Origin of the sequence: Nocardia seriolae NBRC 15557, from assembly GCF_007990715.1 — a bacterium.
GTDB lineage: Bacteria > Actinomycetota > Actinomycetes > Mycobacteriales > Mycobacteriaceae > Nocardia > Nocardia seriolae.
Window position 1 is genome coordinate 38774 of the sequence record NZ_BJWY01000011.1, and the last position, 22456, is coordinate 61229.

A 22456-nucleotide genomic window follows, 5' to 3' on the forward strand; every position below is an offset into this window, starting at 1 on the left:
AGCCCGCGGCGACGCGGGCGACCACCCGGGAGGAACTCGCCGAGGAGGCCGCGGCGACCGCGTCCATGCCGCGCCCGCACGCGGACGGGACCCAGGCTGTCGCGCGCACCGAGCTGACAGTGGGTCCGCATTGGCCCGCGCGCACCGAGATGACCACCCGCGCCGAAACCGCCGGGGCGGGCGGGGAATTCGCGCCGACCGCGGCCACCCGACGGACCGAGCTGACACCGCGGGCGGCGGGCGAGCAGGCCGAGGTGCCCGCGCCCGATGTCACCGAGGTGGCCGAACAGGCCGGGGCACAGGGTGTTTCGCGACCCGGCAGCTCCGAAGCCGATCCGCGGACGCCGACGCGGCCCTCGCAGCGGACCGCGCGGATGACCCGGACCCGGCCGGTGGTGCGGCGGCTCGGGGCCGGACTGGTGCCGATTCCCGCGGTGGAGCCGGTCGATCCGGAGGCCGCGGTACTCGAAGATCCGGTGGTGGCCGAGGGGCGGCGGTTCTGCTGGCGCTGCGGCAAGCCGGTCGGACGGGCCACGCCGACGCAGGCGTCCACCACGGCCGGCTCCTGTCAAACCTGCGGTGCGCCTTATGATTTCCGGCCCTCGCTGTATCCCGGCGATCGGGTGGCGGGGCAGTACGAGATCCAGGGCTGTATCGCGCACGGCGGGCTGGGCTGGATCTATCTGGCCATCGACCGGAATGTGAGCGACCGCTGGGTGGTGCTCAAGGGCCTGCTCCACGCTGGTGACGCCGAGGCGCAGGCGGTCGCGGTGGCCGAGCGGCAGTTCCTGGCCGAGGTGGTGCACCCGAGCATCGTCAAGATCCACAACTTCGTGGAGCATCCCGGTCCGGACGGGACGCCCATCGGCTACATCGTGATGGAGTACGTGGGCGGGCATTCGCTGCGCGACCTGCTCGACCACTACGCGCCCGAGCGCATGCCGGTCGCCGTCGCCATCGCGTATCTGCTGGAAATCCTTCCGGCACTGGACTATCTGCATTCGGTGGGGCTGGCCTACAACGACCTCAAGCCGGACAACATCATGATCACCACCGATCGGGTGGAGCTCATCGACCTGGGCGCGGTCAGCCAGTTCGAGGCGTACGGAAACCTCTACGGCACCAGGGGATATCAGGCCCCGGAGATCGCGCACACCGGGCCAACGGTGGCCTCCGACATCTACACCGCGGGCCGCACCCTGGCCGTGCTCACCCTGCACCTGCCGATGGAACGCGGCGCGTACATGGACGGAATTCCGGATCCCAAGGACGAGCCGATCCTGGCCCGGCACCAATTCCTGTACCGGCTGCTGCTGCGCGCCACCCACCCCGACCCGGACCGCCGCTTCGCCTCCGCGCGCCTGCTGGCCACCCAGCTCACCGGCGTGCTGCGCGAGATCCTGGCCGCGGAGACCGGCAATGAACACCCGCAGCTGTCAACGCTTTTCAGCCCGCCGCGCACCAGTTTCGGCACCGGCGAACTGATCGCGCAGACCGACGGCATCATCGACGGCGTCGCCCGCGACACCCTGCTCCAGCCCGGCGACGTGGTGGCGGCACTGCCGGTGCCGATCATCGATCCGGGTGACCCGTCGGCCCCGCTGCTGGCGGGCGCGGCCCACCCCGAGCCCCGGCACGCTCTCGACGAACTGCGGCACGCCCGCCAGCGCGCCGCGGCCGAACCCGGCGGCGCGCCCGAGACTTTCGAGCTGGAGGTGACCCTCGCCGAGGCCCGCGCCCACCTGGATCTGGCCGAGCCCGCCGCCGCGCGCCTGCTGCTGGCCCGGCTCACCGACGCGCCGCTGCCGCCCGCCCCGGACTGGCGCATCGACTGGTATCTGGGCCTGACCGAACTCCTCGAATTGGAGTACGAGCGCGCCTTCGCCCGCTTCGACGCGGTTCTGGAGGCGCTGCCCGGCGAGATCGGGCCCACGCTGGCGCTGGCCGCCACCGCGGAACTGATTCTGCAACATTGGGATTCGCCGGATCCAGAGGAATGGCGGGCCTACGCGGAGAGCTACTACGCCACCGTGTGGCGCACCGACCGGGGCGTGGTGAGCGCCGCGTTCGGCCTGGCCCGCCAGCTCGCGGCGGCCGGGAACATCACCGCGGCCGTGCACGCGCTGGATCAGGTGCCGCCCGCCTCCCGGCATTACGCCGAGGCCCGGATGACGGCCATTCTCATGTTGCTGACCTGTGCTCCCGCAGCGGAATTGGATGAATCGACGTTACAGGTGGCGGCGGCGCGGGTGCAGGACCTGCCGCCGGGTGAGGGCCGCGCGGCCCAGCTGCGCATCCTCACCCTGGGCATCGCGCTGGGCTGGGTGCAGGCCGGGAAGCGGCCGAAGGCGAACGGGGCCAAGCTGTTCGGGTCGCCGTTCACCGAACGGGATCTGCGCCGCGGCATCGAGACCGGTCTGCGCGGCCTGGCCCGCTCCGCGCCCGCCCGTACGCACCGTTACGCGCTGGTCGATCTGGCCAACGCGGTGCGCGCCAAATCTTGGTTCTGAGCGTCACCGGAAAGAGCCCGTGTCGCCTGCGGCGATCTCGGGGGCAGCCTGAGATCACGGGGTCGGCGAGGGATTGTTCGATCCCTACCGCAGTGTGCGTGGTGCGACACGGGTTCCGGTGGACCTGGGAGGATCCTGGCCCGGCATTCACGATGCCATTCGCATCGTGATGTTTTCATGAAGCCCGGTCCGGGCCTCGGCCGACCGGGTCGATTCAGCCGACCAGGTCGGCGGACGCGCGGGCGATGGCGAGTTCCTCGTTGGTCGGCACCACCAGCACCGAGATCTCGGAGTCGTCGGTCGAGATCTTGCGGGCCACCCGGGAGCGCTCGACATTGCGGGCCTCGTCGATGCGGATGCCGTAGCGCTCCAGGCCCGCCAGCGCCTCGGCGCGCACGTGCGCGTCGTTCTCTCCGACACCGGCGGTGAAGGTGATGGCGTCGACCTGGCCGAGCTCGATCAGGTACGCGCCGATGTAGCGGCGCAGCCGGTGGATGTAGACGTCGAACGCCAATTTCGCGGTGGGATGACCGGTTTCGATGAGCTGGCCCAGTTCCCGGAAGTCGTTGACGCCGGAGATGCCCTTGATGCCGGAGTGCCGGTTGAGCAGGGCGTCCACATCGTTCACATCCATGCCCGCGGTGCGGATCAGGTGGAAGATGATGCCCGGGTCCAGATCACCGGAGCGGGTGCCCATGACCAGGCCCTCGAGCGGGGTCAGGCCCATGGTGGTGTCCACGGCCCGGCCGCCGCGCACGGCCGAGGCCGACGCACCGTTGCCCAGGTGCAGCACGATCTGGTTCAGCTCCGCCCGGTCCTTACCGAGGAATTCGGCGACCTGGCCGGACACGTAGTCGTGCGAGGTGCCGTGGAAGCCGTACTTGCGAATACCGTGCGCGGCAGCGGTTTCCGCGTCGATGGCGTAGGCCTTGGCGGCCGCGGGCAGGTTGTGGAAGAACGCGGTGTCGAAGACCGCGACCTGCGGCACGTCCGGCAGCAGCGCGCGGGCGGACTCGATGCCGATGACGTTGGGCGGATTGTGCAGCGGGGCCAGCGCAGACAGGTCGATGATGGCCTTGACCACGTCGTCGTCGATGAGCGTGGGCCGGTAGAAGACCTCTCCGCCGTGCACCACCCGGTGCCCGACCGCGCCCAGATCGGCGTGCGCCAGATCCTGGCCGGAGGTCTTGAACAGGTCGAACACCACGTGCAGGCCCGCCGCGTGATCGGCGAGCGGGCCCCGGTACTCGAAAGTCTGTCCGCCACACTTGTGTTCGACGGTGACGATGTCGCTCTCGACATCCTCGCCGATGCGCTGCACCACGCCGGACGCGACCACGTCGGCCGACTCCGGTTCCAGCAGCTGGTATTTGATGGACGAGGAACCGGAGTTGATCACCAGAACCTTCATTGCGCCTCCTGTTGGGCTTGAATGGCGGTGATGGCAACGGTGTTCACGATGTCGGCGACGAGCGCGCCGCGGGAGAGGTCGTTGACCGGCTTGCGCAGACCCTGGAGCACCGGGCCGATGGCCACCGCTCCGGCGCTGCGCTGCACCGCTTTGTAGGTGTTGTTACCCGTATTGAGATCCGGGAAGATGAAGACCGTCGCCTGACCGGCCACCTCGGAATTGGGCAGCTTGGTCTTGGCCACCGCCGGTTCGATGGCGGCGTCGTACTGAATCGGGCCCTCCACCAACAGTTCCGGGGCACGCTCGTGCACCAGGTTGGTGGCATTGCGGACCTTGTCGACGTCCGCGCCGGAGCCGGATTCACCGGTCGAGTACGAAAGCATGGCCACCCGCGGGTCGATGCCGAACTGGGCGGCGGTGCGGGCGGAGGAGATGGCGATATCGGCCAGCTGTTCCTGGGTCGGATCCGGCACCACGGCGCAATCGCCGTACACCAGCACACGATCCGCGAGACACATGAGGAAGACCGAGGACACCGTGGACACGCCCGGCGTGGTCTTGATGATCTCGAAGGACGGGCGGATGGTGTGCGCGGTGGTGTGCGCCGCGCCCGACACCATGCCGTCGGCCACGCCCATGTGCACCATCATGGTGCCGAAATACGAGATGTCGCTCATGAATTCGCGGGCGCGGTCCACCGTCATGCCCTTGTGGGCGCGCAGGCGGGCGTACTCCTCGGCGAATTCGTCGCGCAGCGCGCAGGTCTTGGGTTCGAGCACCTCGGCGGCGTCGATGTCCACGCCCAGTTCGGCGGCGCGACCGCGCACGGCCGCCTCCTCGCCGAGAATGGTGAGATCGGCGATCTTGCGTTGCAAGACGCGACCCGCCGCGCGCAGGATGCGGTCGTCGTCGCCCTCGGGCAGCACGATGCGCTTGCGGTCACCGCGGGCACGCTCGATGAGCTGGTACTCGAACATCTGCGGGGTGACGATGTTGGGGATCGGAACCTCGATCTGCCGCAACAGTTCCCGCGGATCGACCCGCTCCTCCATGACCGCCAGCGCGGTGTCCACCTTGCGGATGCTGGACAGCGAGACCCGGCCACGGGTGAGCGCGGTGGCCTTGGCGGTCTCGAAGGTGCCGAGATCGGTCGAGAGGATGGGCAGCTTGGGCTTGAGGCCCGCCATCAGCCGGGCGATGGACGGCTCGGGCAGCATGCCGCCGTTCATGATGATGCCCGCCAGCGACGGGAAGCCTTCCGCCTCATGGGCGTTCACCAGCGCCAGCAGCACGTCGGAGCGGTCGCCGGGGGTGATGACGGCGACGCCGTCGGTGAGGCGCTCGAGAATGTGCTCGGCGGTCATGCCGCCGACGATCACGTCCAGGGCCTCGCGCTGCATGAGTTCCGAATCGCCGCTGTAGAGTTCGCCGCCGATCGCCTCGCGCAGCTCCTCCATGGTGGGGGCCTGCAACAGCGGCACCTCCGGCAGCGCCCAGGACGGCACCGCGGCAACCTTTTTCAGCACGGCCGCGTCGGCCTCGATCTGCACGGGATCGCAGCGGTTGGCCACCACGGCCACCAGCTTGGCGTGCTCGGCCACCAGCTCACCGCGGCACAGCTCCACCAGCTGGCCCAATTCGTCCGGGGTGCGGCCGATTCCGCGCACCACCAGCAGTACGGGCGCGCCCAGGTTGACCGCGATGCGGGCGTTGTAGCGCAATTCGCTGGGGCTGGCGACGTCGGTGTAGTCGGAGCCGATGATGAGCACGGCGTCGCACTGCTTGGCGACGGCGTGGTAGCGCATGACGATCTCGGAGATCGCCGCGTCCGGGTCCTCGTGCACCTGTTCGTAGGTGACGCCGATGGCCTGGTCGTAGTCGACATCGGAGGTGGAGTGCTCGAGCAGCAGCTCGAGGATGTAGTCGCGGCCGTTCGCGGACCGGGTGATGGGGCGGAACACGCCCACCCGCGGGGTCGTCGCGGCGAGAGCTTGGAGAACGCCCAGCGCCACCGTCGACTTGCCGGTGTCGCCCTCAGGGGACGCGATGTACACACTGGAAACCGGTGTGGCAGCCATGAGCGAAAGCCTACCGAGCGTTTTGATCCGATTTCCGCGTCTGCCGGGCAACACGTCAAGCGCGCCTAATTATGCATGACAGCTATCGATCATCGAGGCCCCGCTCGAGCAGGAGTTTTCCGCGGGAGCCATTCCCGCGGCCGGGCCCGCGAGACTGCAATCACATGACATATGTCCCGGTCCGGGGCCTGTTTTCGACCGCCGGGCGGCACACCCGGAAGGGACTCCGCAAGGGCGGTCCGTCCCCGGGTACCGCCCGATCGGGTGTGATGCGCGACGCCTCAGAGAGCGCGCAGGCGCGGGGCCAGATCGCGCTGGAACAGGTCCAGGAAACGGCGCTGGTCGTGGCCCGGGGCGTGGAAGACCAGGTGGTTCAGGCCCGCGTCCAGGTACGGCTTGATCTGCTCGACGGCCTGGTCCGGATCGCTGGCCACGATCCAGCGCTTGGCGATCTGCTCGATCGGCAGCGCGTCGGCCGCGGCCTCCATCTCGATCGGGTCGGTGATGGAGTGCTTCTGCTCGGCGGTCAGCGAGAGCGGGGCCCAGAAACGCGTGTTCTCCAGGGCCAGTTCGGGATCGGTGTCGTAGGAGATCTTGATCTCGATCATCCGGTCGATGTCCTCGACGGTCTTGCCGACCTTGGCCGCGCCCTCGGCGACGGCGGGCATGAGCTTCTCGGTGTAGAGGTCCATGCCCTTGCCCGAGGTGCAGATGAAACCGTCACCGGCGCGACCGGCGTAGCGGGCCACCAGCGGACCGCCCGCGGCGATGTAGACCGGGATGCCGCCCTTGGGCACGTCGTAGATCGAGGCGCCGACGGTCTTGTAGTACTGGCCGTCGAAGTCGACGCGCTCGCCGGTCCACAGCGCGCGCATGAGATCCACCGACTCGCGCAGGCGCGCGAAACGCTCCTTGAACTCCGGCCATTCGCCGGTGTAGCCGGTGGCGATCTCGTTGAGCGCCTCGCCCGACCCGACGCCGAGCATGATGCGGTCCGGGTACAGGCAGCCCATGGTGGCGAAGGCCTGCGCGATGACCGCCGGGTTGTAGCGGAAGGTCGGGGTCAGCACCGAGGTGCCGAGCTGGATGCGCTTGGTGCGCTCGCCGACCGCGGCCAGGAAGGCCAGCGAGAACGGGGCGTGGCCGCCATTGTGCCGCCAGGGCTGGAAATGGTCGGAGACCGTGGCGCTGTCGAGGCCGTGCGCCTCCGCCGCCACCGCCAGCTCCACCAGTTCCCGGGGGCCGAACTGTTCCGCGGATGCCTTGTAACCGAGCTTGAGGTCCTTCACCTGGGCACTCCTGTCGCCTTGCTGCGCTTGGGTTGTGCGGGCCAACCTCCCGCCGGTCGCCTGCGACGCCGCGCGTCACAAACGGACTTACCTCGCACCCTAGGTCAGCGACGGGAGGCGGTGCGGCAGGGGTCACACCCAAGTCCTCGAACCCCGGGTCGGGGAACGGTATTCCGGGGATAAGACCGGTCGGACGGTCAGCTAGAGCGGGAATATATGAGCGCCCGGTCCCGGGATAGCGGAGAATGTGCGCGTGACCAACTCGAACGCAGATCCGATCCTCTCCTACCTGACCGACATGGACGGCGTCCTCGTACACGAGAATCACATGGTTCCGGGAGCCGATCAGTTCCTCGCCGAGCTGCGCGACAACGGCATTCCGTTCCTGGTCCTCACCAACAACTCCATCTACACCGCGCGCGACCTGCAGGCCCGGCTCAAGCACACCGGTCTCGAAATCCCGGTCGAAGCCATCTGGACTTCCGCCCTGGCCACCGCGACCTTCCTCAACGATCAGCGTCCCGGCGGCACCGCCTACGTGGTCGGCGAGTCCGGCCTCACCACCGCCCTGCACGAAATCGGTTACATCCTCACCGATTCCGACCCGGACTACGTGGTCCTCGGCGAAACCCGCACGTACTCTTTCGAAGCCATCACCACCGCCATCCGCCTCGTCGCGGCGGGCGCCCGCTTCATCGCCACCAACCCCGACGCCACCGGCCCCTCCCGCGAGGGCATCCTCCCCGCCACCGGCTCGGTCGCCGCCCTCATCACCCAGGCCACCGGCAAGAAGCCCTACTACGTCGGCAAGCCCAACCCCCTGATGATGCGCTCGGCCCTGCGCCGCATCGGCGCCCACTCCCAGTCCACCGTCATGATCGGCGACCGCATGGACACCGACGTCATCGCGGGCCTCGAAGCGGGCATGCGCACCATCCTCGTCACCACCGGCATCTCCACCCCGGCCCTGGTCGAACAGTTCCCCTACCGCCCCACCACCATCCTCCCCTCGGTAGCCGCCCTGGTCGGCAAGACCAAGGACCCGTTCGCGCTCTAGCCGAATCGCGGGCGGCGCCCGTCACTCGGCATCGAAAACAGCCAAGGCGGCGGATAATTCGGTCAGGGCGTCGACGATTTGTGAGAATCGTTCGACGCCCAGTTCCGCGGTCAAGCGAGCGGCCATCTTGGCGTGCTGCGGGTTGATGCGACGCACCGCCTCGAAGCCCGCCTCGGTGATAGCAACCAACTTGGCGCGCCGATGGGCCGGGTTGGGACGGTATTCGGCCAGCCCCTTGCCCACCAGCAGATCCGCGATGCGCTGCACGCTCTGCCGGGTGATGCCCATCTCACGGGCGATACCGGCCACCGGCAACGGGCCGGGCTGGACCGCGCCGAGCACCTGCCACCAGGCCGCGGTGATACCGGCGGGCGTGGCCAACTCCTCTGCGATAGTGAGGAATTGGCCGTTCAGCTTGAACGACGTGATCGCGGCGGTGCTGAACAGTTCCTGCTCGGAGCGCGTCATCGAGCCGCCGCCGCACGCTGCTGCTCATAGTGGGCCAGCGTGTAGAAGCCAGCGCCGTCATTGTTTCCGTACAGCTGGTACCAGGCGTCCAGCACGTGCGGCTCGTAGAGACCCAGGCGCTCGAAGACCGCGCGGGCGAAATCCACGGGGCGGGTTCCGGTCGCGGTGATGAGATCACCGTCGAGGACAGCGGTCGTGTCCTGGTCATAGTGGTCCAGACCCGAATATCCGCTCATGGACAGATAACCCAGGTCGTTGCTGGTGTGGCGACGATCGTTCAGCAGCCCGGCGCGGGCGAGCCCGAAGGTCGCACCGCAGATCGCGGCCACCGGCACTGCGGCGGAGAGGAATTCACTCGCCTTCGCCTCCAAGGCCACGAGTTCGCCCGCCTCCCAAGTGGATCCGCCGGGCAGGATGAGCATCGCGCTGTCGGCCGGGCGCAGATCCTCGAGCGCCAAATCGGGCACAACCCGCATCCCACCCATGGACGTCACCGGATCGGCACTCGGCCCGACTGTCTTGACCTGCCAGGTTCCCGGATCGCGCTGCCACAGCTCGCGATTGATGTGCGCTGTTGCGTGCCCGACCTCCCAATCCGAGAAGGTATCGAACACTGCCATATGAACCGTTCTCATCATGACAGTATGCTGTCATATTTGACAGCATACTGTCAATGCTCTGGCCCGGGAACGACGAAGGGCCGGAACCCATCGGGTTCCGGCCCTTCGCTCACACTCTCAGCTCAGCGCGTGATCCAGGTCGCCGAGTAGGTCCTCGACATCCTCGAGGCCGATGGAGATGCGGACGACGCCGTCGGTGATGCCCACTGCCGCACGGCCTTCCGGGCCCATGGCGCGGTGGGTGGTGGTGGCGGGGTGGGTGATCAGCGTCTTGGCGTCGCCGAGGTTGTTGGAGATGTCGATGATGCGCAGGCGGTTCAGCACCTCGAAGGCGCGCTTCTTGGCCTCGTGCTCGGGGGCCTTCAGTTCGAAGGTGATCACCGTGCCGCCGCCGGACATCTGGCGCTTGGCCAGCTCGTACTGCGGGTGCGAGGACAGGAAGGGGTACTTGACCCAAGCCACCGAGGGGTGGGATTCCAGGAACTGGGCGATCTTCAGGGCGGAGTCGACCGACTGGCGCAGGCGCAGGGGCATGGTCTCCAGGCCCTTGAGCAGGGTCCAGGCGTTGAAGGGGCTCAGGGCCGGACCGGTGTGGCGCATAAGGTTTTTGACCGGGCCGTCGATGTAGTCCTGCGGGCCCAGGATCGCACCACCGAGGACGCGGCCCTGGCCGTCGATGTGTTTGGTGCCCGAGTAGACGGTGATGTCCGCGCCCAGATCGAAGCCGCGCTGCAGCAGCGGGGTGGCGAAGACGTTGTCCAGCACCACCTTCGCGCCCGCGGCGTGGGCGAGGTCGGAGACCGCGCGCACATCGGTGAGGGTCTGCATGGGGTTGGAGGGGGTCTCGAAGAAGACGGCCTGGGTGGGGACCGACAGCGCCTGCTCCCACTGGTCCAGGTCCTCGCCGTCGACGAAGACGGTTTCCACGCCCCACCGCGGCAGGATCTCGTTGGCCACTACGAAGCACGAACCGAACAGGCTGCGCGCCGCGACCAGGCGGTCACCGGCGGACAGCAGCGCGCCCAGCGCGGTGAACACCGCCGACATACCGGACGCGGTGGCGAAACAGGCTTCCGCGCCGTCGATCAGACGCAGCCGCTCCTCGAACATGGCGACCGTCGGGTTGCCGTAGCGGGAGTAGACGAAGTGCTCGATATCGCCGGTGAACGAGGCCTCGGCCGCCTCGGCGCTCTCGTAGACGAAACCCGAATTGAGGAACAGCGCCTCGGAGGTCTCGTCGAAGCCGGAGCGCCGGGTGCCGCCGCGCACCGCCTGGGTGGCGGGGCCGACGCCCTCGGGAAGCGGTTTCTCGAAAGAGCCGCCGGTGATCATGACTGCCTCCACGGGAGTCCGTCGGCGCGCCAGCCGGTGCTGCCGCGATGACCTTGGCCGTCCAGCGCGCCTTCGAAGCCGTCGACCACATTGAACGACGGGGCGATGCCGAGGGCGGTGACCGCGGTGGCCGCGCCGATGGAGCGCTGACCGGAACGGCAGATGAAGATGATCGGGGCGTCCGAATCCGCTGGGCGATCGGCGAGGGCCTGCTTGACCTGGTCGGTGAAGCGGGCATTGGGCGTGCCGGTGGCGTCCACCCATTCGATGAGGGCCGTCGGCCGACCGATGCCGCTGGTGTCGGGCACGCCGACGAATCGCCACTCCGCTTCGGTGCGGACATCCACCAGCACCGCATCCGGATTGTCGCGCAACAACTCCCACGCCTGCTTCGGCGTGATGTCACCCGCGTAGTTCACCTGTACCTCCTGTGAATCCGCACTTGCCGCACCGCTGCTCGGTGCGTGGCCAGGTCGTCACCCGGAGCACCCCACCGCGGAGGAGGGTTGCCGACCAGCGAGCCGGGGCTTGGCGCTGGCACTCATGACCTGGGATGAGAGTGCCGCAAAACCCTCCGCCCTGTCAAACCCCACCCACCAGGTTCGCGGCGCGTCTCGTTCTGGACCGAGTGGAGCCGGAGGAACGAAGCGGGGGAGGGAAGAACGAGACCTCCAGCGCCGCGAACCCGCCCGGAGCGAAACGGAGGGCAAATTAGGCGCTGCAGACCAACCAGCGGGAATTCTCCCGGGTGAAGTGCCAGGTAGACGTCGACTGGGCGCCGTCGGCGCTGAAAGTGACCTGCGCGGTGGCCTTGTCGCCCTCGACGACCGGATCGGCGATCTTGTCGAAGCTGATCGACCCGCCGGAGCCGGCCGCGATCTTCAGCGGCGAATTGTTCTCGTCGAATCCCTTGCAGGCCAAGGTCGGATCGTATTTGCCGGTGTCGCTGCGGGCCTTGATGAATTCGCCCGCCGCGACCGACAATCGATCGGAATCTGTGACGTTCTTCTCAACCGGGGAGACCAGGGTGGCGATCACGATGCCCAGGATCACGAACGCGATGATGCCCGCCGCCAACAGGAACGGCCACATGCTGCGGGCCTCGCTCTGGTCGATCGGGATCTGGGTCTCCTCGACTGTCTCCTCGGCGTCGCTCATGGGTAGATCATGCCTGGCTTTCCCGCAGTTTCACCGCCCTGCCGACGGAGGGTCCCGTGCGCCATCGATAGAATCAGCAGAATTAGAATCAGCAGAATTTCCGCGCCGACGCGGGAATAGCAGGACTACGCAGCAACGCTGCAGCGTCGGGGGCCACGGAGGCCACCGAAGCCAGGGCGTCAACTTAGCCTAAGCTAAGAACGACGGCTGAGTTTTGACGGCAAGCAAGTTTCGACCCAAAGGGTGCGCGGAAGAATGACCGAACAGAGTGCAGCGACCCGCCCGCTACGCATTGCGATCGTGGGCGCAGGACCGGCCGGTATTTACGCCGCCGACGCCTTGATGAAGTCCGATGCCCCCACCGGTTTCGACGGGGTGAGCATCGACCTCTACGAGCGCATGCCCGCGCCCTTCGGCCTCATCCGCTACGGCGTCGCGCCGGACCACCCGCGCATCAAGGGCATCATCACCGCCCTGCACAAGGTGCTCGACAAGGACTCGGTCCGCCTGCTCGGCAATAGCGACTACGGCGTCGACATCACCCTCGAGGACCTGCGTCAGTTCTACGACGCGGTCATCTTCTCCACCGGCGCCAATGCCGACCGCGCGCTGGAGGTTCCGGGCATCGACCTGGACGGCTCCTACGGTGCGGCCGATTTCGTGTCCTGGTACGACGGGCACCCGGACGTGCCGCGCACCTGGCCCCTGGACGCCGAGAAGGTCGCCGTGCTCGGCGTCGGCAATGTCGCCCTCGACGTGGCGCGCGTGCTCGCCAAGACCGGTGACGAACTGCTGCCCACCGAGATTCCGCCGAACGTCTACGACGGTCTCAAGGCCAACAAGGCCCTCGAGGTGCACGTGTTCGGCCGCCGCGGCCCCGCCCAGGCCAAGTTCACCCCGCTCGAGCTGCGCGAACTCGACCACTCGCCGACCATCGAGGTCATCGTCGACCCCGAGGACATCGACTACGACGAGGGCTCCGAGGCCGCGCGCCGCCACTCCAAGCAGGTCGACATGATCTGCAATACGTTGGAGCAGTGGGCCATTCGCGATATCGGCGACCGCCCGCACAAGCTGTTCCTGCACTTCTTCGAGAACCCCTCGGAAATCCTGGGCGAAGACGGCAAGGTCGTGGGCCTGCGCACCGAGCGCACCCAGCTCGACGGCACCGGAAACTGCAAGGGCACCGGCGAATTCAAGGACTGGGACATCCAGGCCGTGTACCGCGCGGTCGGCTACCTGTCACAGAACATCCCGGCCCTGCCCTTCGACGACCAGGCCGGCACCGTCCCCAACGAGGCCGGTCGCGTGCTGGTCGACGAGGACGCCGACGGCTCCGACCGCTACGAGCCCGCCACCTACGTCACCGGCTGGATCAAGCGCGGCCCGGTCGGCCTCATCGGCCACACCAAGGGCGACGCCAACGAGACCATCGCCTGCCTGCTCGACGACGCCGCGAACTTCGTCCCGGCCGCCAAGCCGGAGCCCGAGGCCGTGACCGAGTTCCTCGAGGGCAAGGGCATCCCGTTCACCACCTGGGCCGGCTGGTACCGCCTCGACGCGCACGAGCGCGCGCTGGGCGAGCCGCAGGGCCGCGAGCGGGTCAAGGTCGTCGAGCGCGAGGACATGCTGGCCGCCTCCGAACCGGACAAGGTGCTCTGACCAGCTCGAATCCGCCTGTCGGACAAGGTTGTCCACACTTGTCACCGTTCTGAGGCATGCTGATCACGTGTTCGATGCCCATCTCCACATCTTCGACCCGCGGTTTCCGCTGTCGGAGAACGAGGGCTACCTGCCCGACCCGTACACCATCGCCGACTATCGCAAGCGGATGTCCCGCTTCGATATCGACGGTGGCGCGGTGGTCAGCGGGTCGTTCCAGGGCACCGATCAGAGCTACCTGCTGGCGGCCCTCGACGCGCTCGGCGAGGGCTGGGTGGGGGTCACCATGCTGTCGGTGGACGCGCCCGACAAGCAGATCATCGAGCTGAACCGGGCCGGGGTCCGTGCGATCCGGTTCAATCTCAAACGCGCGGGCGGCGATATCGTCGGCCTGACCATGCTGGCCCTGCGTGCCTACGAGCTGGCGGGCTGGCATGTGGAGCTGTACATCGACGGGTCCATGCTCGGCTCGCTGGAACCGGTCATCACCAAACTGCCCAAGCTGTCCATCGACCACATGGGCATGTCCGACGAGTGCCTGCCGTACCTGCTCAACCTGGTCGATCGCGGGGCCAAGGTGAAGGCGTCGGGCTTCGGGCGAGTGTCGATGAATGTCGGCTCGGCACTGCGCAAGATCCACACCGTCAATCCCGAGGCGCTCATGTTCGGCACCGATCTGCCGGGCACCCGCGCCGGGCGGCCCTTCCGCGATACCGACCTATCGGTCATCGCCGATGCCGTCGGCTCCGACCTGCACCGCGTCCTCGAGGACAATGCCCGCGCCTTCTACGGCCTGCCCGTCAAGGACCGGTCCTTCGAGGACCCGAACCCGACCGTGCGGATGGCCGTCGGCGAGCTGCCCACCCTGCGCCTGCCGCGCTCGGAGCTGCCCAAACCACCCCCGCCGGACACCTTGCCGCTGCCCATCGTCGACCACTGACCCGGTCCTGCCCACCCTGCCGCGAGAAACCGCGGGCGCGTTATTGTCATACCGTCAACACCGGACTGTGAGCCGGTGCGCAGGATTCGACGACGAACCGAGGTAGGGCGTGAGCACTCCATCCACCGCCAAGCAGGGCCCGCTCGCGGGCATCCGAGTAGTCGAACTGGCCGGCATCGGCCCGGGTCCGCACGCGGCGCTGCTGCTCGCCGATCTCGGCGCGGACGTGGTGCGGGTACAGCGCCCCGGCGGCTTCCCCGGCTTCATGGAGCGCCCGCAGTGGCGCGGCCGGACCATCGTCGAGGCCAACCTCAAGGATCCGGCCGACATCGAGAAGGTGCTCGGGCTGATCGAGAAGGCCGACGTGCTCATCGAGGGCTTCCGGCCCGGCGTCACCGAGCGCATGGGCCTGGGCCCCGACGCGGCGCTGGACCGCAATCCGCGCCTGGTCTACGGCCGCATGACCGGCTGGGGCCAGTACGGCCCCCTGGCCGATCGCGCCGGGCACGACATCAACTACATCTCGCTGACCGGCGTGCTGAATGCCATCGGGCGCAAGGGCGAACGCCCCGTCCCGCCGCTGAACATGGTGGGCGACTTCGGCGGCGGCTCCATGTTCCTGGTCTTCGGCGTTCTCGCCGCGCTGGTGGAGCGGCAGAGCTCGGGTAAGGGCCAGGTCATCGACTCCGCCATGATCGATGGCGCGCTTGCCCTCTCGCACATGATCTGGGGCATGAAGGGCATGGGCCTGTGGTCCGACGAGCGCGGCACCAACCTGCTCGACACCGGCATGGCCTTCTACGACACCTACGAGACGTCCGACGGCAAGTACATGGCCGTGGGCTGCATCGAACCGCAGTTCTACGCGGAACTGCTCACCGGCCTGGAGATCTCGCCCGAGGGCCTGCCCCACCAGCTCGATCCGGCCGGTCAGGAGCAGTTGCGCAAGCTGTTCGCGGACAAGTTCAAGACCAGGACCCGCGACGAGTGGTGGGCGGTGTTCGAGCACACCGACGCCTGCACCACCCCGGTGCTGACCTTCACCGAGGCCGAACAGAATCCGCACATCCAGGCCCGCACCGGTCTCATCGAGATCGACGGCGTCGTGCAGCACGCCCCGGCCCCGCGCTTCTCGCGTACCCCGTCCGGCATCCCGACCCCGCCGCCGGACGCGGGCACCCCGATCGAAACCGTCTGGGCCGACTGATTTCCGCCGAACGGCCGAACACCCCCTGTGGAATTCCACAGGGGGCGTTGACTTTTCCGATGCGGCGGGAGGATCAGGCCTCGGGGGCGACCAGCTGGATGTCGAGCTCGATGGCGATCTTGTCGCTGAGCATGGCGTTGGGCATACCCGGCGCGACGCCGAAGTCGCTGCGCTTGATCGACCCGGTGGCGTAGAAACCCGCGTGCGGCTTGTTGTCCTGCGGGAAGACCTGCACGCCGCCCCACGCGACCGCGAGGGTGACGGGCTTGGTGATGCCGCCGATGGTGGCCTCGCCGGTGACCTCGAACTCCTCGGCCAGGGCGACCGGCTCGGGGACGCGGAAGGTCAGGTGCGGGCGGTTGGCGATATCGAGGATGTCGGCGCTGCGGACGTGGCCGTCGCGCATCTCGTTGCCGGTGTCGAAGGAGTCGAAGTAGATGGTGGCCTCGATGGCCGCCTCGCCGGCTTCGTTCACGACGAAACCGGTCTCGAAGCGGTTGAAGCGGCCGCGGACCTTGGAAATGCCCAGGTGCTTCACGGTGAAGCTGACCGAGGAGTGGTTGGCGTCGAGGGTCCAGGCGCCGGGGGCGAGGGTGGTCTGCTCGGAAGTCGTCATACCGGGAGATTAAGTGGACCGAGGTCCGATTAACCAGCCCGTGGTTATCCGGGGACTGGCCGGGCGCGGATAACGGGACCGGGACCAGGCATTATGGAGAGGTGTCCCGTTCCGAGTTCGCCGAGTTCCTGATCGCGCGCCGCGCCCAACTGCAACCCGAAGACGTCGGGCTGCCGTCCGGCCGCCGACGGCGCACGCCCGGGCTACGCCGCGAAGAGGTCGCCGCACTCGCCGGCGTCAGCGCGGACTATCTGGCCCGATTGGAGCAGGGCCGCGACACCAATCCCTCCACCGCCGTCCTGGTCGCGCTCGCGGATGCCTTGCGGCTCAACGAGATCGAGAAGCACCACTTCGGCAAGCTGGCGCTCGGCCTGGAGCAGAAGGCCAGCTGCCCGGCCGCCGGGCAGGCCCGCGAGCAGGTCTCCGAGACCATCCAGGCGGTCATCGACGCGCTGCAGCCGACGCCCGCCTTCGTGCTCGGGCGCTGGCTGAACCTGCTGGCCGGGAACCCCGCCTTCCAGGACTTCGCCGCACCGCTCGGCATGTTCGAGGAGGAGTCGCACGGCAATTTCGCCAACTACGTCTTCGCCCACCCGACCGCCCGGAAGGTCTTCCTGAACTGGGAAGTCGCCGCCGACATGGCCGCCTCGTCGCTGCGTACGGTGGTCACCCGCTTCCCGGACGATCCGTCCGTGCAGGCCGTCATCACCATGCTGAGCCGCTACCCGGAGTTCGAGCAGCGCTGGCGCGAACACCGGCTCAGCGATTTCCGGACCGTCGTGCTGCGGATTCAACACCCGGTTCAGGGTGAGGTGGAGGTCGAGGTGGAGACCCTGGATCCGGCCGCCGACCAGACCATCGTGGTCTGGCTGGTCGACCGCCGCCAGGCCCGCACCCCCGGATTGCGGCTGGTCAACGAATAAAACCCGCAGGTTCCGGCGCTTTCGTTAACCCTGCCCGGGCCGCCGCGGAGAACTACAGTTGAGCCATGGCTCGGAATTGGCCGATGGTCGAACGGGAGAGCGAACTCGAATCGATCAGGTCGGCGCTCACCGGCGACGACTTCGTCGGGGCGGTGCTCACCGGCGACGCGGGGGTCGGCAAAACCACAGGCCACCGCCGCCGTCCGAGGAAACATTCGCTGGGTCGCGGGGACCGAATCCGCCCGCAGCATTCCGCTCGGGGTCTTCGCGCACATGGTGGGGGTGTACACCGCCCACGATCCGGTGACCTTCATGGCGGCCGCGCGGGAAGCGCTGCTCGCCGACGGGCACACCATCATCGGCGTCGACGACGCACATCTGCTGGATCAGCTCTCGGCCACCCTGCTGCTGCAGCTGGCCATCGACCGCGCCGCCCACATCGTGTGCACCGTGCGCAGCGGGGTGCAGGTGCCCGACGCGGTGACCTCGCTGTGGAAGGACGGGCACCTGCTGCGCATCGATTTGAAACCGTTCACACAAAGGCAGAGCGTGGAATTGGTGGAATCGATGCTGGGCGGGCAGCTGGAGGGGTTCACCGCCAACCTGATGTGGGAATCCTCCGGGGGCAACGCGCTTTTCCTGCGGCACCTGGTCGACGGCGCGCTGGAGGCCGGGACGCTGCGTCAGGTCAACGGGGTGTGGCAGTTGCGCGGGCGCGCGGCGGTGACCTCGGAATTGGCCGCGCTGCTGGAGGATCGGGTGGAGCAGCTGCCCGACTCGGTGCTGCGGGTGCTGGAGCTGCTGACCTTCTGCGAACCCATCGATCTGGATGTGCTGTCCGAGATCGCGGGTGAGGAGGCCGTCGAATCGGCCGAAACCCGCGGGCTCATAAGGATTGTCGAGAACAGCCACCAGCTGCTGGTGCGGTACAACCACCCGCTGTTCGGGGAGGTGATCCGGCGGCGGCTGGGCATCGCGTCGGCGCGGCGGCTGCGCGGGCGGCTATACTCGGCGCTCAAGGATCGGCCCATCAATTCCGCCTACGAGCGCATCCGGCTGGCCGAATTGGCCTTGGACAGTGACAAATCCGCGGATCTGGAGCTGTTCGAGGCGGCCGCCGCCGACGCCATCGCACTGGCGAATCTGCCACTGGGAGAACGGTTCGCGCGGGCGGCGGTGGAACGGCGGGGCGGCATCGAGGCAGCGGATCTGCTGGCGCGGGCGCTGCTGTGGCAGGGCCATCGCATCGAGGCCGAGCGGACGCTGGCCGGATTCGATCCCGACCAGATGACCGAGGTGCAGCTGACCCGCTGGGGTACCACCCGGGTGTCGAACCTGCTGTGGTCCATGGGCGACGCCGACCGCGCCGACGAGGTGCTGGCCTTGGTGCGCAGCCGGGTCTCGAATCCGAAACTCGTTGCGACACTGGATGGTCTGGCGTCCGCGTGCGCGGTCAACGAGAACCGGATCGAGGAGGCGTTCAACCTCGCCGAACCCGTCATGTCCGCGCCGGACGCACCGCCGTGGGCGGTCTACTGGGCCGCGTTCGGCGGTGGGCTGGCACTGGCGCTCATGGGGCGCGGCGATGCGGCCCGGCAGTACGCGGCACACGGGCACGCCATCGAATCGCACATCGACAGCCTGAACAGTTTCATGTTCGCGCACGCCGAGGTGCTGGCGCTCACCTTCACCGGCGAATTCGAAACCGCACGGCGCTGCGCCAACAAGCCCTATCCGTTCTCGTCACCCGGCCAATACCTGGCCTGGGGCCTGGCCAAGATCCTGCAGGGCACCGTGGACGTGGCGCAGGGCCAGTTCCCACAGGGCATCGACAATCTGGAGCAGGCGCTCGCGGCGCTCACCTCCGAGGGCGCGGCGGCCTGGATGTTCCCGGCGCAATTGCGGCTCGCGGAGGCGTACGCGGCGCTCGGCCGGTCCGCCGATGCCGCGGAAGCCATTGCGGCGGCGTCCTTCCGGGGCGGGCGGCACAGCGCCGTCTACGAAGCGCTGCTGGAACTGGCGCGGGCCATGCAGGCCGCGGCCGAAGGCACCGCGACACCGGCCATCCGGCTCGCCATCGGGGCCGCGGATATGGCGGCCCGGTCGCATCAGCACGCCGTCGAGGCCATGGCGCTGCACACCGCGGCGCGCTTCGGCGATCACACCGTGGCAGGGCGGCTCGCGGATCTGGCCGCGCGCATCGACGGGCGGCTGGTGCAGGTGCAGGCCCGGCACGCGGTCGCGGTCGCCGCCCACGACGGACCCGGATTGGATACCGCCGCAGCGGAATTCGAGAGCATCGGGGCCTTGCTCTCGGCTGCCGACGCGGCGGCACAGGCCGCCTCCGCACACGAGCGCGCGGGCGATCGCCGTCGCCTGCTGGAATCCGCCGCGACCGCGAACCGGCTGGCCGCGGCCTGCGGCGGGGCCTCGACCCCGGCGCTGCGGCAATCCGCGCAGCCCTTACCGCTGACGGCCCGGGAGCGGGAGATCGCGAATCTGGTTGCGGCCGGGCTGTCCAACCGGCAGATCGCCGACCGGCTGACGGTGTCGGTGCGGACCGTGGAGGGCCACCTCTACCGGGCGTGCATCAAGCTCGACGTCACCGACCGCGAGGCGCTGGCCGAACTCATGCGCGGCGGGACACATTCCAGCAAATCCGAGATTTAGTCGCGACAGGTAGATCGGAATCCGATCTACCTGCAAATTGTGCGAAATCTCTCAAGCATCACCGTCAAACTCCCCGACGAGCAAAAGGGACTAGAGCAACCAGCTCTCAATCAGTTAACATGCCGCGAAGTGTGAGCCTCCCGAGGCTCACACGGGGGAAGTCGGGAAAATCTGATGAGGGTGGTGTTTTCGACGTGGCTCGTCGGCATCTAGAAGCGAATACCGGCGTGCTCCGACACGCCATCCGTCCCGCCGTCGGCATCCTGCCGCTGACCCTGGCCATCGCCTGCGCCTCGGTCGCCCAGGCCGTTCCGCAGCCGGGGGTGACGACCAGCCCCGCCCAGCCGGGCACCAGCTCGTCCCCGGCCCAGCCCGGGACCACCATCACCCCGGCCGCACCCCAGTCCGCGCCGCAGGCCGACTACGCGGTGCCGCAGAACCACCGGCCGGTCCCGGTCGAGACCGAGCCCGCCCCCGCCATCGACTGGCAGACCTTGCACGCGCCCGAGCCCGTCGAGCCGGTCGCCCCCATCGCTCCCCCGCCCCGCACCCTGCGCATCGGCGACTTCTACACGCCGGCCCCGGATGAGGTGCCGGACGAGATCCTCAACCCGGTCAACGACTTCTCCGCCGATGCCGAGGCGAACGTCTCGACGACTCTGCAGTCGGTCGGCATCAACCCGTCCCGTTCCGACAAGATCGCCGCTGCCACCGCGGCCGGTGTGGTCGTCGGCGCCGCGGCAGTCGGTATTCCCGCCGCGCTCGGCGGTGCCGCGGTCGGCGGTCTGGTCGGCGGCATCGTGGGAGCCGGAGTCGGTGCGGGCATCGGTGCCGGCATCGGTGTCGCCGTCGTCGCGGCTACGGCAGCCGCCGCGGGCATCGCCACCAGCGGCATCGGTGCCGCCATCGCGGCCCCCGAAGCCGTGCCGGTCATCGGCGGTGGTGCGTTGATCGGTCTCGGCGTCGGCACAGTGGCCGGTGGGCTCGCGGGCGCCGCGCTGGGCGCCGCGGTGGCCGGGATTCCGGCGGCAGTGCTCGGCGGCGTAGGAGGCGGCGTCATCGGCGCGGCCATCGGCGGAGCCGACCTCGGCGGCGTCTTCTGATTCGCCTCCTCCGGTCGAAGTAGCGCACCTCTGACCGCCCCGTCATCGACCGTGGTGCGGTGCCTGTCCACTCGGGCCGCCGGAAGTTCTGTGCCGCACAGCGTTCCGGAGCTGGCGCGCAAACTTCGCACCCCCGTTCGAGCGTATGACCTGCGAAAACTGAAATTCACGGCGCGGCGGGAACGCCTTGCCCGCAGCCGGTGCGAATCACCGGCATCGATGGTCGGCCTTCGGGCCGTGAAACGAAATATGTTCGGAAGGTGGGTGTTTCGGCGTGGGTCGTCGACATCGTGGAATGCGGCATCATCACATGAGTGGCAGCGTGGCTCGGCGGGCGATCGTCGTGGGCGCCATTCCGTTGGTCATGGCGGTGGCCTGCTCGAACTCGAGTGACCAGCCCGCCAAGGTGGCGGGCGGGTCGAACCAGTCGGCCACGCCGCAGCCGAGCGGCACCGGGATACCGGGCAATACCGCTGCGCCGCAGGGCAATCCGCAGCCCGGCGCGGCCGACTCGGCCGCCCCGGGAACCGGCGCCGCACAGCCCGGCCTCCGCCCGAGCTCCGCTCAGCCGGGTGTGGCACTGCCCGCCGGTGACCAGGACCGTCCGACTCCGCGCCCGAGCCTGGCGCAGCCCGGCGTCACCGTGCCGAATCAGCCACTGCCGCAACCCCAACCACAGCCGCAGGCCGACTACCCGATCCCGGCGAACTTCCGCCCGATCCCGAATCACGAGGCGGCCCCGGCGCTGGACTTCCAGACCCTGCACGCCCCCACCGTGGTGGACCCGGTCCTCCCGATCGCCCCGCCGCCGCGCACCGTCCGCATCGGCGACTTCACCACGCCCGCGCCGGATCAGTTGCCGGACAACGTCCTCGACGGCGTCAATGGCGTCGCCGCCGGCGTCGAAGCGGGCCTGGCCACCGGCCTCAACTCCATCGGCGTCAACCCGAGCCGCTCCGACAAGATCGCGGCGGGCACGCTGGCGGGCGCGGCGATCGGCACCGTCGGCGGCGCGCTGGCGCTCGGAGTTCCGGCGGCCGTGGTGGGCGGGGTTCCCGGTGCCGCCGCCGGAGCGCTCATCGGTCTCGGTGTCGGCGCGGCCGTCGGTACCGTCGTCGCGGGCGGCCTCACCGCCGCAGCGGTGGCAGGCGCAGCGGCCACCGGAGGCGTGGGCGGCGCCCTCATCGCCATCCAGGCGGCCGCTGCCGCACCGGAGGTCGCGGGCTTCGCGGGCGGCGGTGCGCTGATCGGCGCCGCCGTCGGCGGTGCGGCAGGCGCTGCCGCACTGGGGATTCCGGCCGCGGTCGTCGGCGGCGTTGCCGGCGGCGTCGGCGGCGGCGCGGTCGGCGGCTTCCTGGGAGGTGCGCTGTGATGCACATTTCGCGCCGGGTCCGCCGGGCCGCCACCGTAGC

Annotated in this window: 17 protein-coding genes, 1 pseudogene and 1 riboswitch; of the genes and pseudogenes, 9 read left to right on the forward strand and 9 right to left on the reverse strand. The window is 68.8% G+C overall.

Annotation, left to right across the window (positions count from 1 at the left end):
* The first annotated feature begins 149 nt into the window (after positions 1 to 149).
* On the forward strand, positions 150 to 2510 hold the full coding sequence (locus NS2_RS05630; RefSeq protein ID WP_370737277.1) for a serine/threonine-protein kinase: 2361 nt from the start codon (positions 150 to 152) through the stop codon (positions 2508 to 2510).
* Positions 2511 to 2724: 214 nt separating this feature from the next.
* Here the strand turns inward: NS2_RS05630 and NS2_RS05635 are convergent, their stop codons facing one another.
* The 3 genes from NS2_RS05635 to fgd form a co-directional block, all read right to left on the reverse strand.
* Positions 2725 to 3921 (reverse strand): acetate kinase, encoded by a 1197-nt coding sequence (locus NS2_RS05635; RefSeq protein ID WP_033086275.1) that lies wholly within the window; start codon positions 3919 to 3921, stop codon positions 2725 to 2727.
* Positions 3918 to 5999 (reverse strand): phosphate acetyltransferase, encoded by a 2082-nt coding sequence (gene pta, locus NS2_RS05640; RefSeq protein ID WP_033086276.1) that lies wholly within the window; start codon positions 5997 to 5999, stop codon positions 3918 to 3920. The genes NS2_RS05635 and pta overlap by 4 nt, the downstream gene beginning before the upstream one ends.
* A gap of 281 nt (positions 6000 to 6280) precedes the next feature.
* Positions 6281 to 7288: a glucose-6-phosphate dehydrogenase (coenzyme-F420) gene (gene fgd / locus NS2_RS05645; protein ID WP_033086277.1), complete on the reverse strand. Its 1008-nt coding sequence runs from the start codon at positions 7286 to 7288 to the stop codon at positions 6281 to 6283.
* Between the two features lie 298 nt (positions 7289 to 7586).
* Between fgd and NS2_RS05650 the strand changes: the two genes are divergently transcribed.
* A complete protein-coding gene (locus NS2_RS05650; RefSeq protein ID WP_081985706.1) occupies positions 7587 to 8345 on the forward strand; it encodes an HAD-IIA family hydrolase in 759 nt (252 codons plus the stop codon).
* A 21-nt stretch (positions 8346 to 8366) separates the two neighbouring features.
* Here NS2_RS05650 and NS2_RS05655 read toward each other — a convergent pair whose 3' ends face one another.
* The 5 genes from NS2_RS05655 to NS2_RS05675 form a co-directional block, all read right to left on the reverse strand.
* Complete coding sequence (locus NS2_RS05655; RefSeq protein WP_033086279.1) at positions 8367 to 8813, reverse strand: MarR family winged helix-turn-helix transcriptional regulator; 447 nt, start codon at positions 8811 to 8813, stop codon at positions 8367 to 8369.
* The gene (locus tag NS2_RS05660) at positions 8810 to 9433 is read right to left on the reverse strand and encodes a type 1 glutamine amidotransferase family protein (protein WP_230464059.1); all 624 of its coding nucleotides are present in this window, start codon (positions 9431 to 9433) and stop codon (positions 8810 to 8812) included. Before NS2_RS05660 ends, NS2_RS05655 begins: the two co-directional genes overlap by 4 nt.
* A 117-nt stretch (positions 9434 to 9550) precedes the next feature.
* On the reverse strand, positions 9551 to 10765 hold the full coding sequence (locus NS2_RS05665; protein ID WP_033086281.1) for an O-succinylhomoserine sulfhydrylase: 1215 nt from the start codon (positions 10763 to 10765) through the stop codon (positions 9551 to 9553).
* Complete coding sequence (locus NS2_RS05670) at positions 10762 to 11184, reverse strand: rhodanese-like domain-containing protein (RefSeq protein ID WP_033086282.1); 423 nt, start codon at positions 11182 to 11184, stop codon at positions 10762 to 10764. The genes NS2_RS05665 and NS2_RS05670 overlap by 4 nt, the downstream gene beginning before the upstream one ends.
* Before the next feature lie 14 nt (positions 11185 to 11198).
* Positions 11199 to 11314: riboswitch (SAM riboswitch) on the reverse strand.
* Between the two features lie 162 nt (positions 11315 to 11476).
* On the reverse strand, positions 11477 to 11923 hold the full coding sequence (locus NS2_RS05675; RefSeq protein ID WP_033086283.1) for an Rv0361 family membrane protein: 447 nt from the start codon (positions 11921 to 11923) through the stop codon (positions 11477 to 11479).
* A 255-nt stretch (positions 11924 to 12178) separates the two neighbouring features.
* Here NS2_RS05675 and NS2_RS05680 point away from each other — a divergent pair, with 255 nt between their 5' ends.
* The 3 genes from NS2_RS05680 (at position 12179) to NS2_RS05690 (ending at position 15732) form a co-directional block, all read left to right on the forward strand.
* The gene (locus NS2_RS05680; RefSeq protein WP_033086284.1) at positions 12179 to 13585 is read left to right on the forward strand and encodes an FAD-dependent oxidoreductase; all 1407 of its coding nucleotides are present in this window, start codon (positions 12179 to 12181) and stop codon (positions 13583 to 13585) included.
* A gap of 67 nt (positions 13586 to 13652) precedes the next feature.
* The gene (locus NS2_RS05685) at positions 13653 to 14525 is read left to right on the forward strand and encodes an amidohydrolase family protein (RefSeq protein ID WP_033086285.1); all 873 of its coding nucleotides are present in this window, start codon (positions 13653 to 13655) and stop codon (positions 14523 to 14525) included.
* A 109-nt stretch (positions 14526 to 14634) separates the two neighbouring features.
* Positions 14635 to 15732, forward strand: coding sequence for a CaiB/BaiF CoA transferase family protein (locus NS2_RS05690; protein ID WP_036549691.1), 1098 nt, complete (start codon positions 14635 to 14637; stop codon positions 15730 to 15732).
* Between the two features lie 73 nt (positions 15733 to 15805).
* Here the strand turns inward: NS2_RS05690 and NS2_RS05695 are convergent, their stop codons facing one another.
* The gene (locus NS2_RS05695) at positions 15806 to 16348 is read right to left on the reverse strand and encodes a YceI family protein (protein ID WP_033086287.1); all 543 of its coding nucleotides are present in this window, start codon (positions 16346 to 16348) and stop codon (positions 15806 to 15808) included.
* A 101-nt stretch (positions 16349 to 16449) separates the two neighbouring features.
* Here NS2_RS05695 and NS2_RS05700 point away from each other — a divergent pair, with 101 nt between their 5' ends.
* From NS2_RS05700 to NS2_RS05715, 4 genes and pseudogenes are all read left to right on the forward strand, one after another.
* Positions 16450 to 17271 carry a helix-turn-helix domain-containing protein gene (locus NS2_RS05700; RefSeq protein WP_036549688.1) on the forward strand — a complete coding sequence of 274 codons (822 nt, stop codon included), beginning with the start codon at positions 16450 to 16452 and terminating at the stop codon, positions 17269 to 17271.
* Between the two features lie 65 nt (positions 17272 to 17336).
* Positions 17337 to 19941: pseudogene (locus NS2_RS05705) on the forward strand (helix-turn-helix transcriptional regulator).
* Positions 19942 to 20168: 227 nt separating this feature from the next.
* A complete protein-coding gene (locus NS2_RS05710) occupies positions 20169 to 21044 on the forward strand; it encodes a hypothetical protein (protein ID WP_196223034.1) in 876 nt (291 codons plus the stop codon).
* 310 nt (positions 21045 to 21354) lie between these two features.
* Positions 21355 to 22416: a hypothetical protein gene (locus tag NS2_RS05715; RefSeq protein ID WP_121556045.1), complete on the forward strand. Its 1062-nt coding sequence runs from the start codon at positions 21355 to 21357 to the stop codon at positions 22414 to 22416.
* Positions 22417 to 22456 lie beyond the last annotated feature (40 nt).

What these genes read in the sequence shown, in the direction of transcription:
- NS2_RS05630 (WP_370737277.1), top strand. Translation starts at nt 150, where the DNA reads ATGACCACCCGCGCCGAAACCGCCGGGGCGGGCGGGGAATTCGCGCCG.
- NS2_RS05635 (WP_033086275.1), bottom strand. Translation starts at nt 3,921, where the DNA reads ATGAAGGTTCTGGTGATCAACTCCGGTTCCTCGTCCATCAAATACCAG.
- pta (WP_033086276.1), bottom strand. Translation starts at nt 5,999, where the DNA reads ATGGCTGCCACACCGGTTTCCAGTGTGTACATCGCGTCCCCTGAGGGC.
- NS2_RS05650 (WP_081985706.1), top strand. Translation starts at nt 7,587, where the DNA reads ATGGACGGCGTCCTCGTACACGAGAATCACATGGTTCCGGGAGCCGAT.
- NS2_RS05655 (WP_033086279.1), bottom strand. Translation starts at nt 8,813, where the DNA reads ATGACGCGCTCCGAGCAGGAACTGTTCAGCACCGCCGCGATCACGTCG.
- NS2_RS05660 (WP_230464059.1), bottom strand. Translation starts at nt 9,433, where the DNA reads ATGGCAGTGTTCGATACCTTCTCGGATTGGGAGGTCGGGCACGCAACA.
- NS2_RS05665 (WP_033086281.1), bottom strand. Translation starts at nt 10,765, where the DNA reads ATGATCACCGGCGGCTCTTTCGAGAAACCGCTTCCCGAGGGCGTCGGC.
- NS2_RS05675 (WP_033086283.1), bottom strand. Translation starts at nt 11,923, where the DNA reads ATGAGCGACGCCGAGGAGACAGTCGAGGAGACCCAGATCCCGATCGAC.
- NS2_RS05680 (WP_033086284.1), top strand. Translation starts at nt 12,179, where the DNA reads ATGACCGAACAGAGTGCAGCGACCCGCCCGCTACGCATTGCGATCGTG.
- NS2_RS05695 (WP_033086287.1), bottom strand. Translation starts at nt 16,348, where the DNA reads ATGACGACTTCCGAGCAGACCACCCTCGCCCCCGGCGCCTGGACCCTC.
- NS2_RS05715 (WP_121556045.1), top strand. Translation starts at nt 21,355, where the DNA reads ATGAGTGGCAGCGTGGCTCGGCGGGCGATCGTCGTGGGCGCCATTCCG.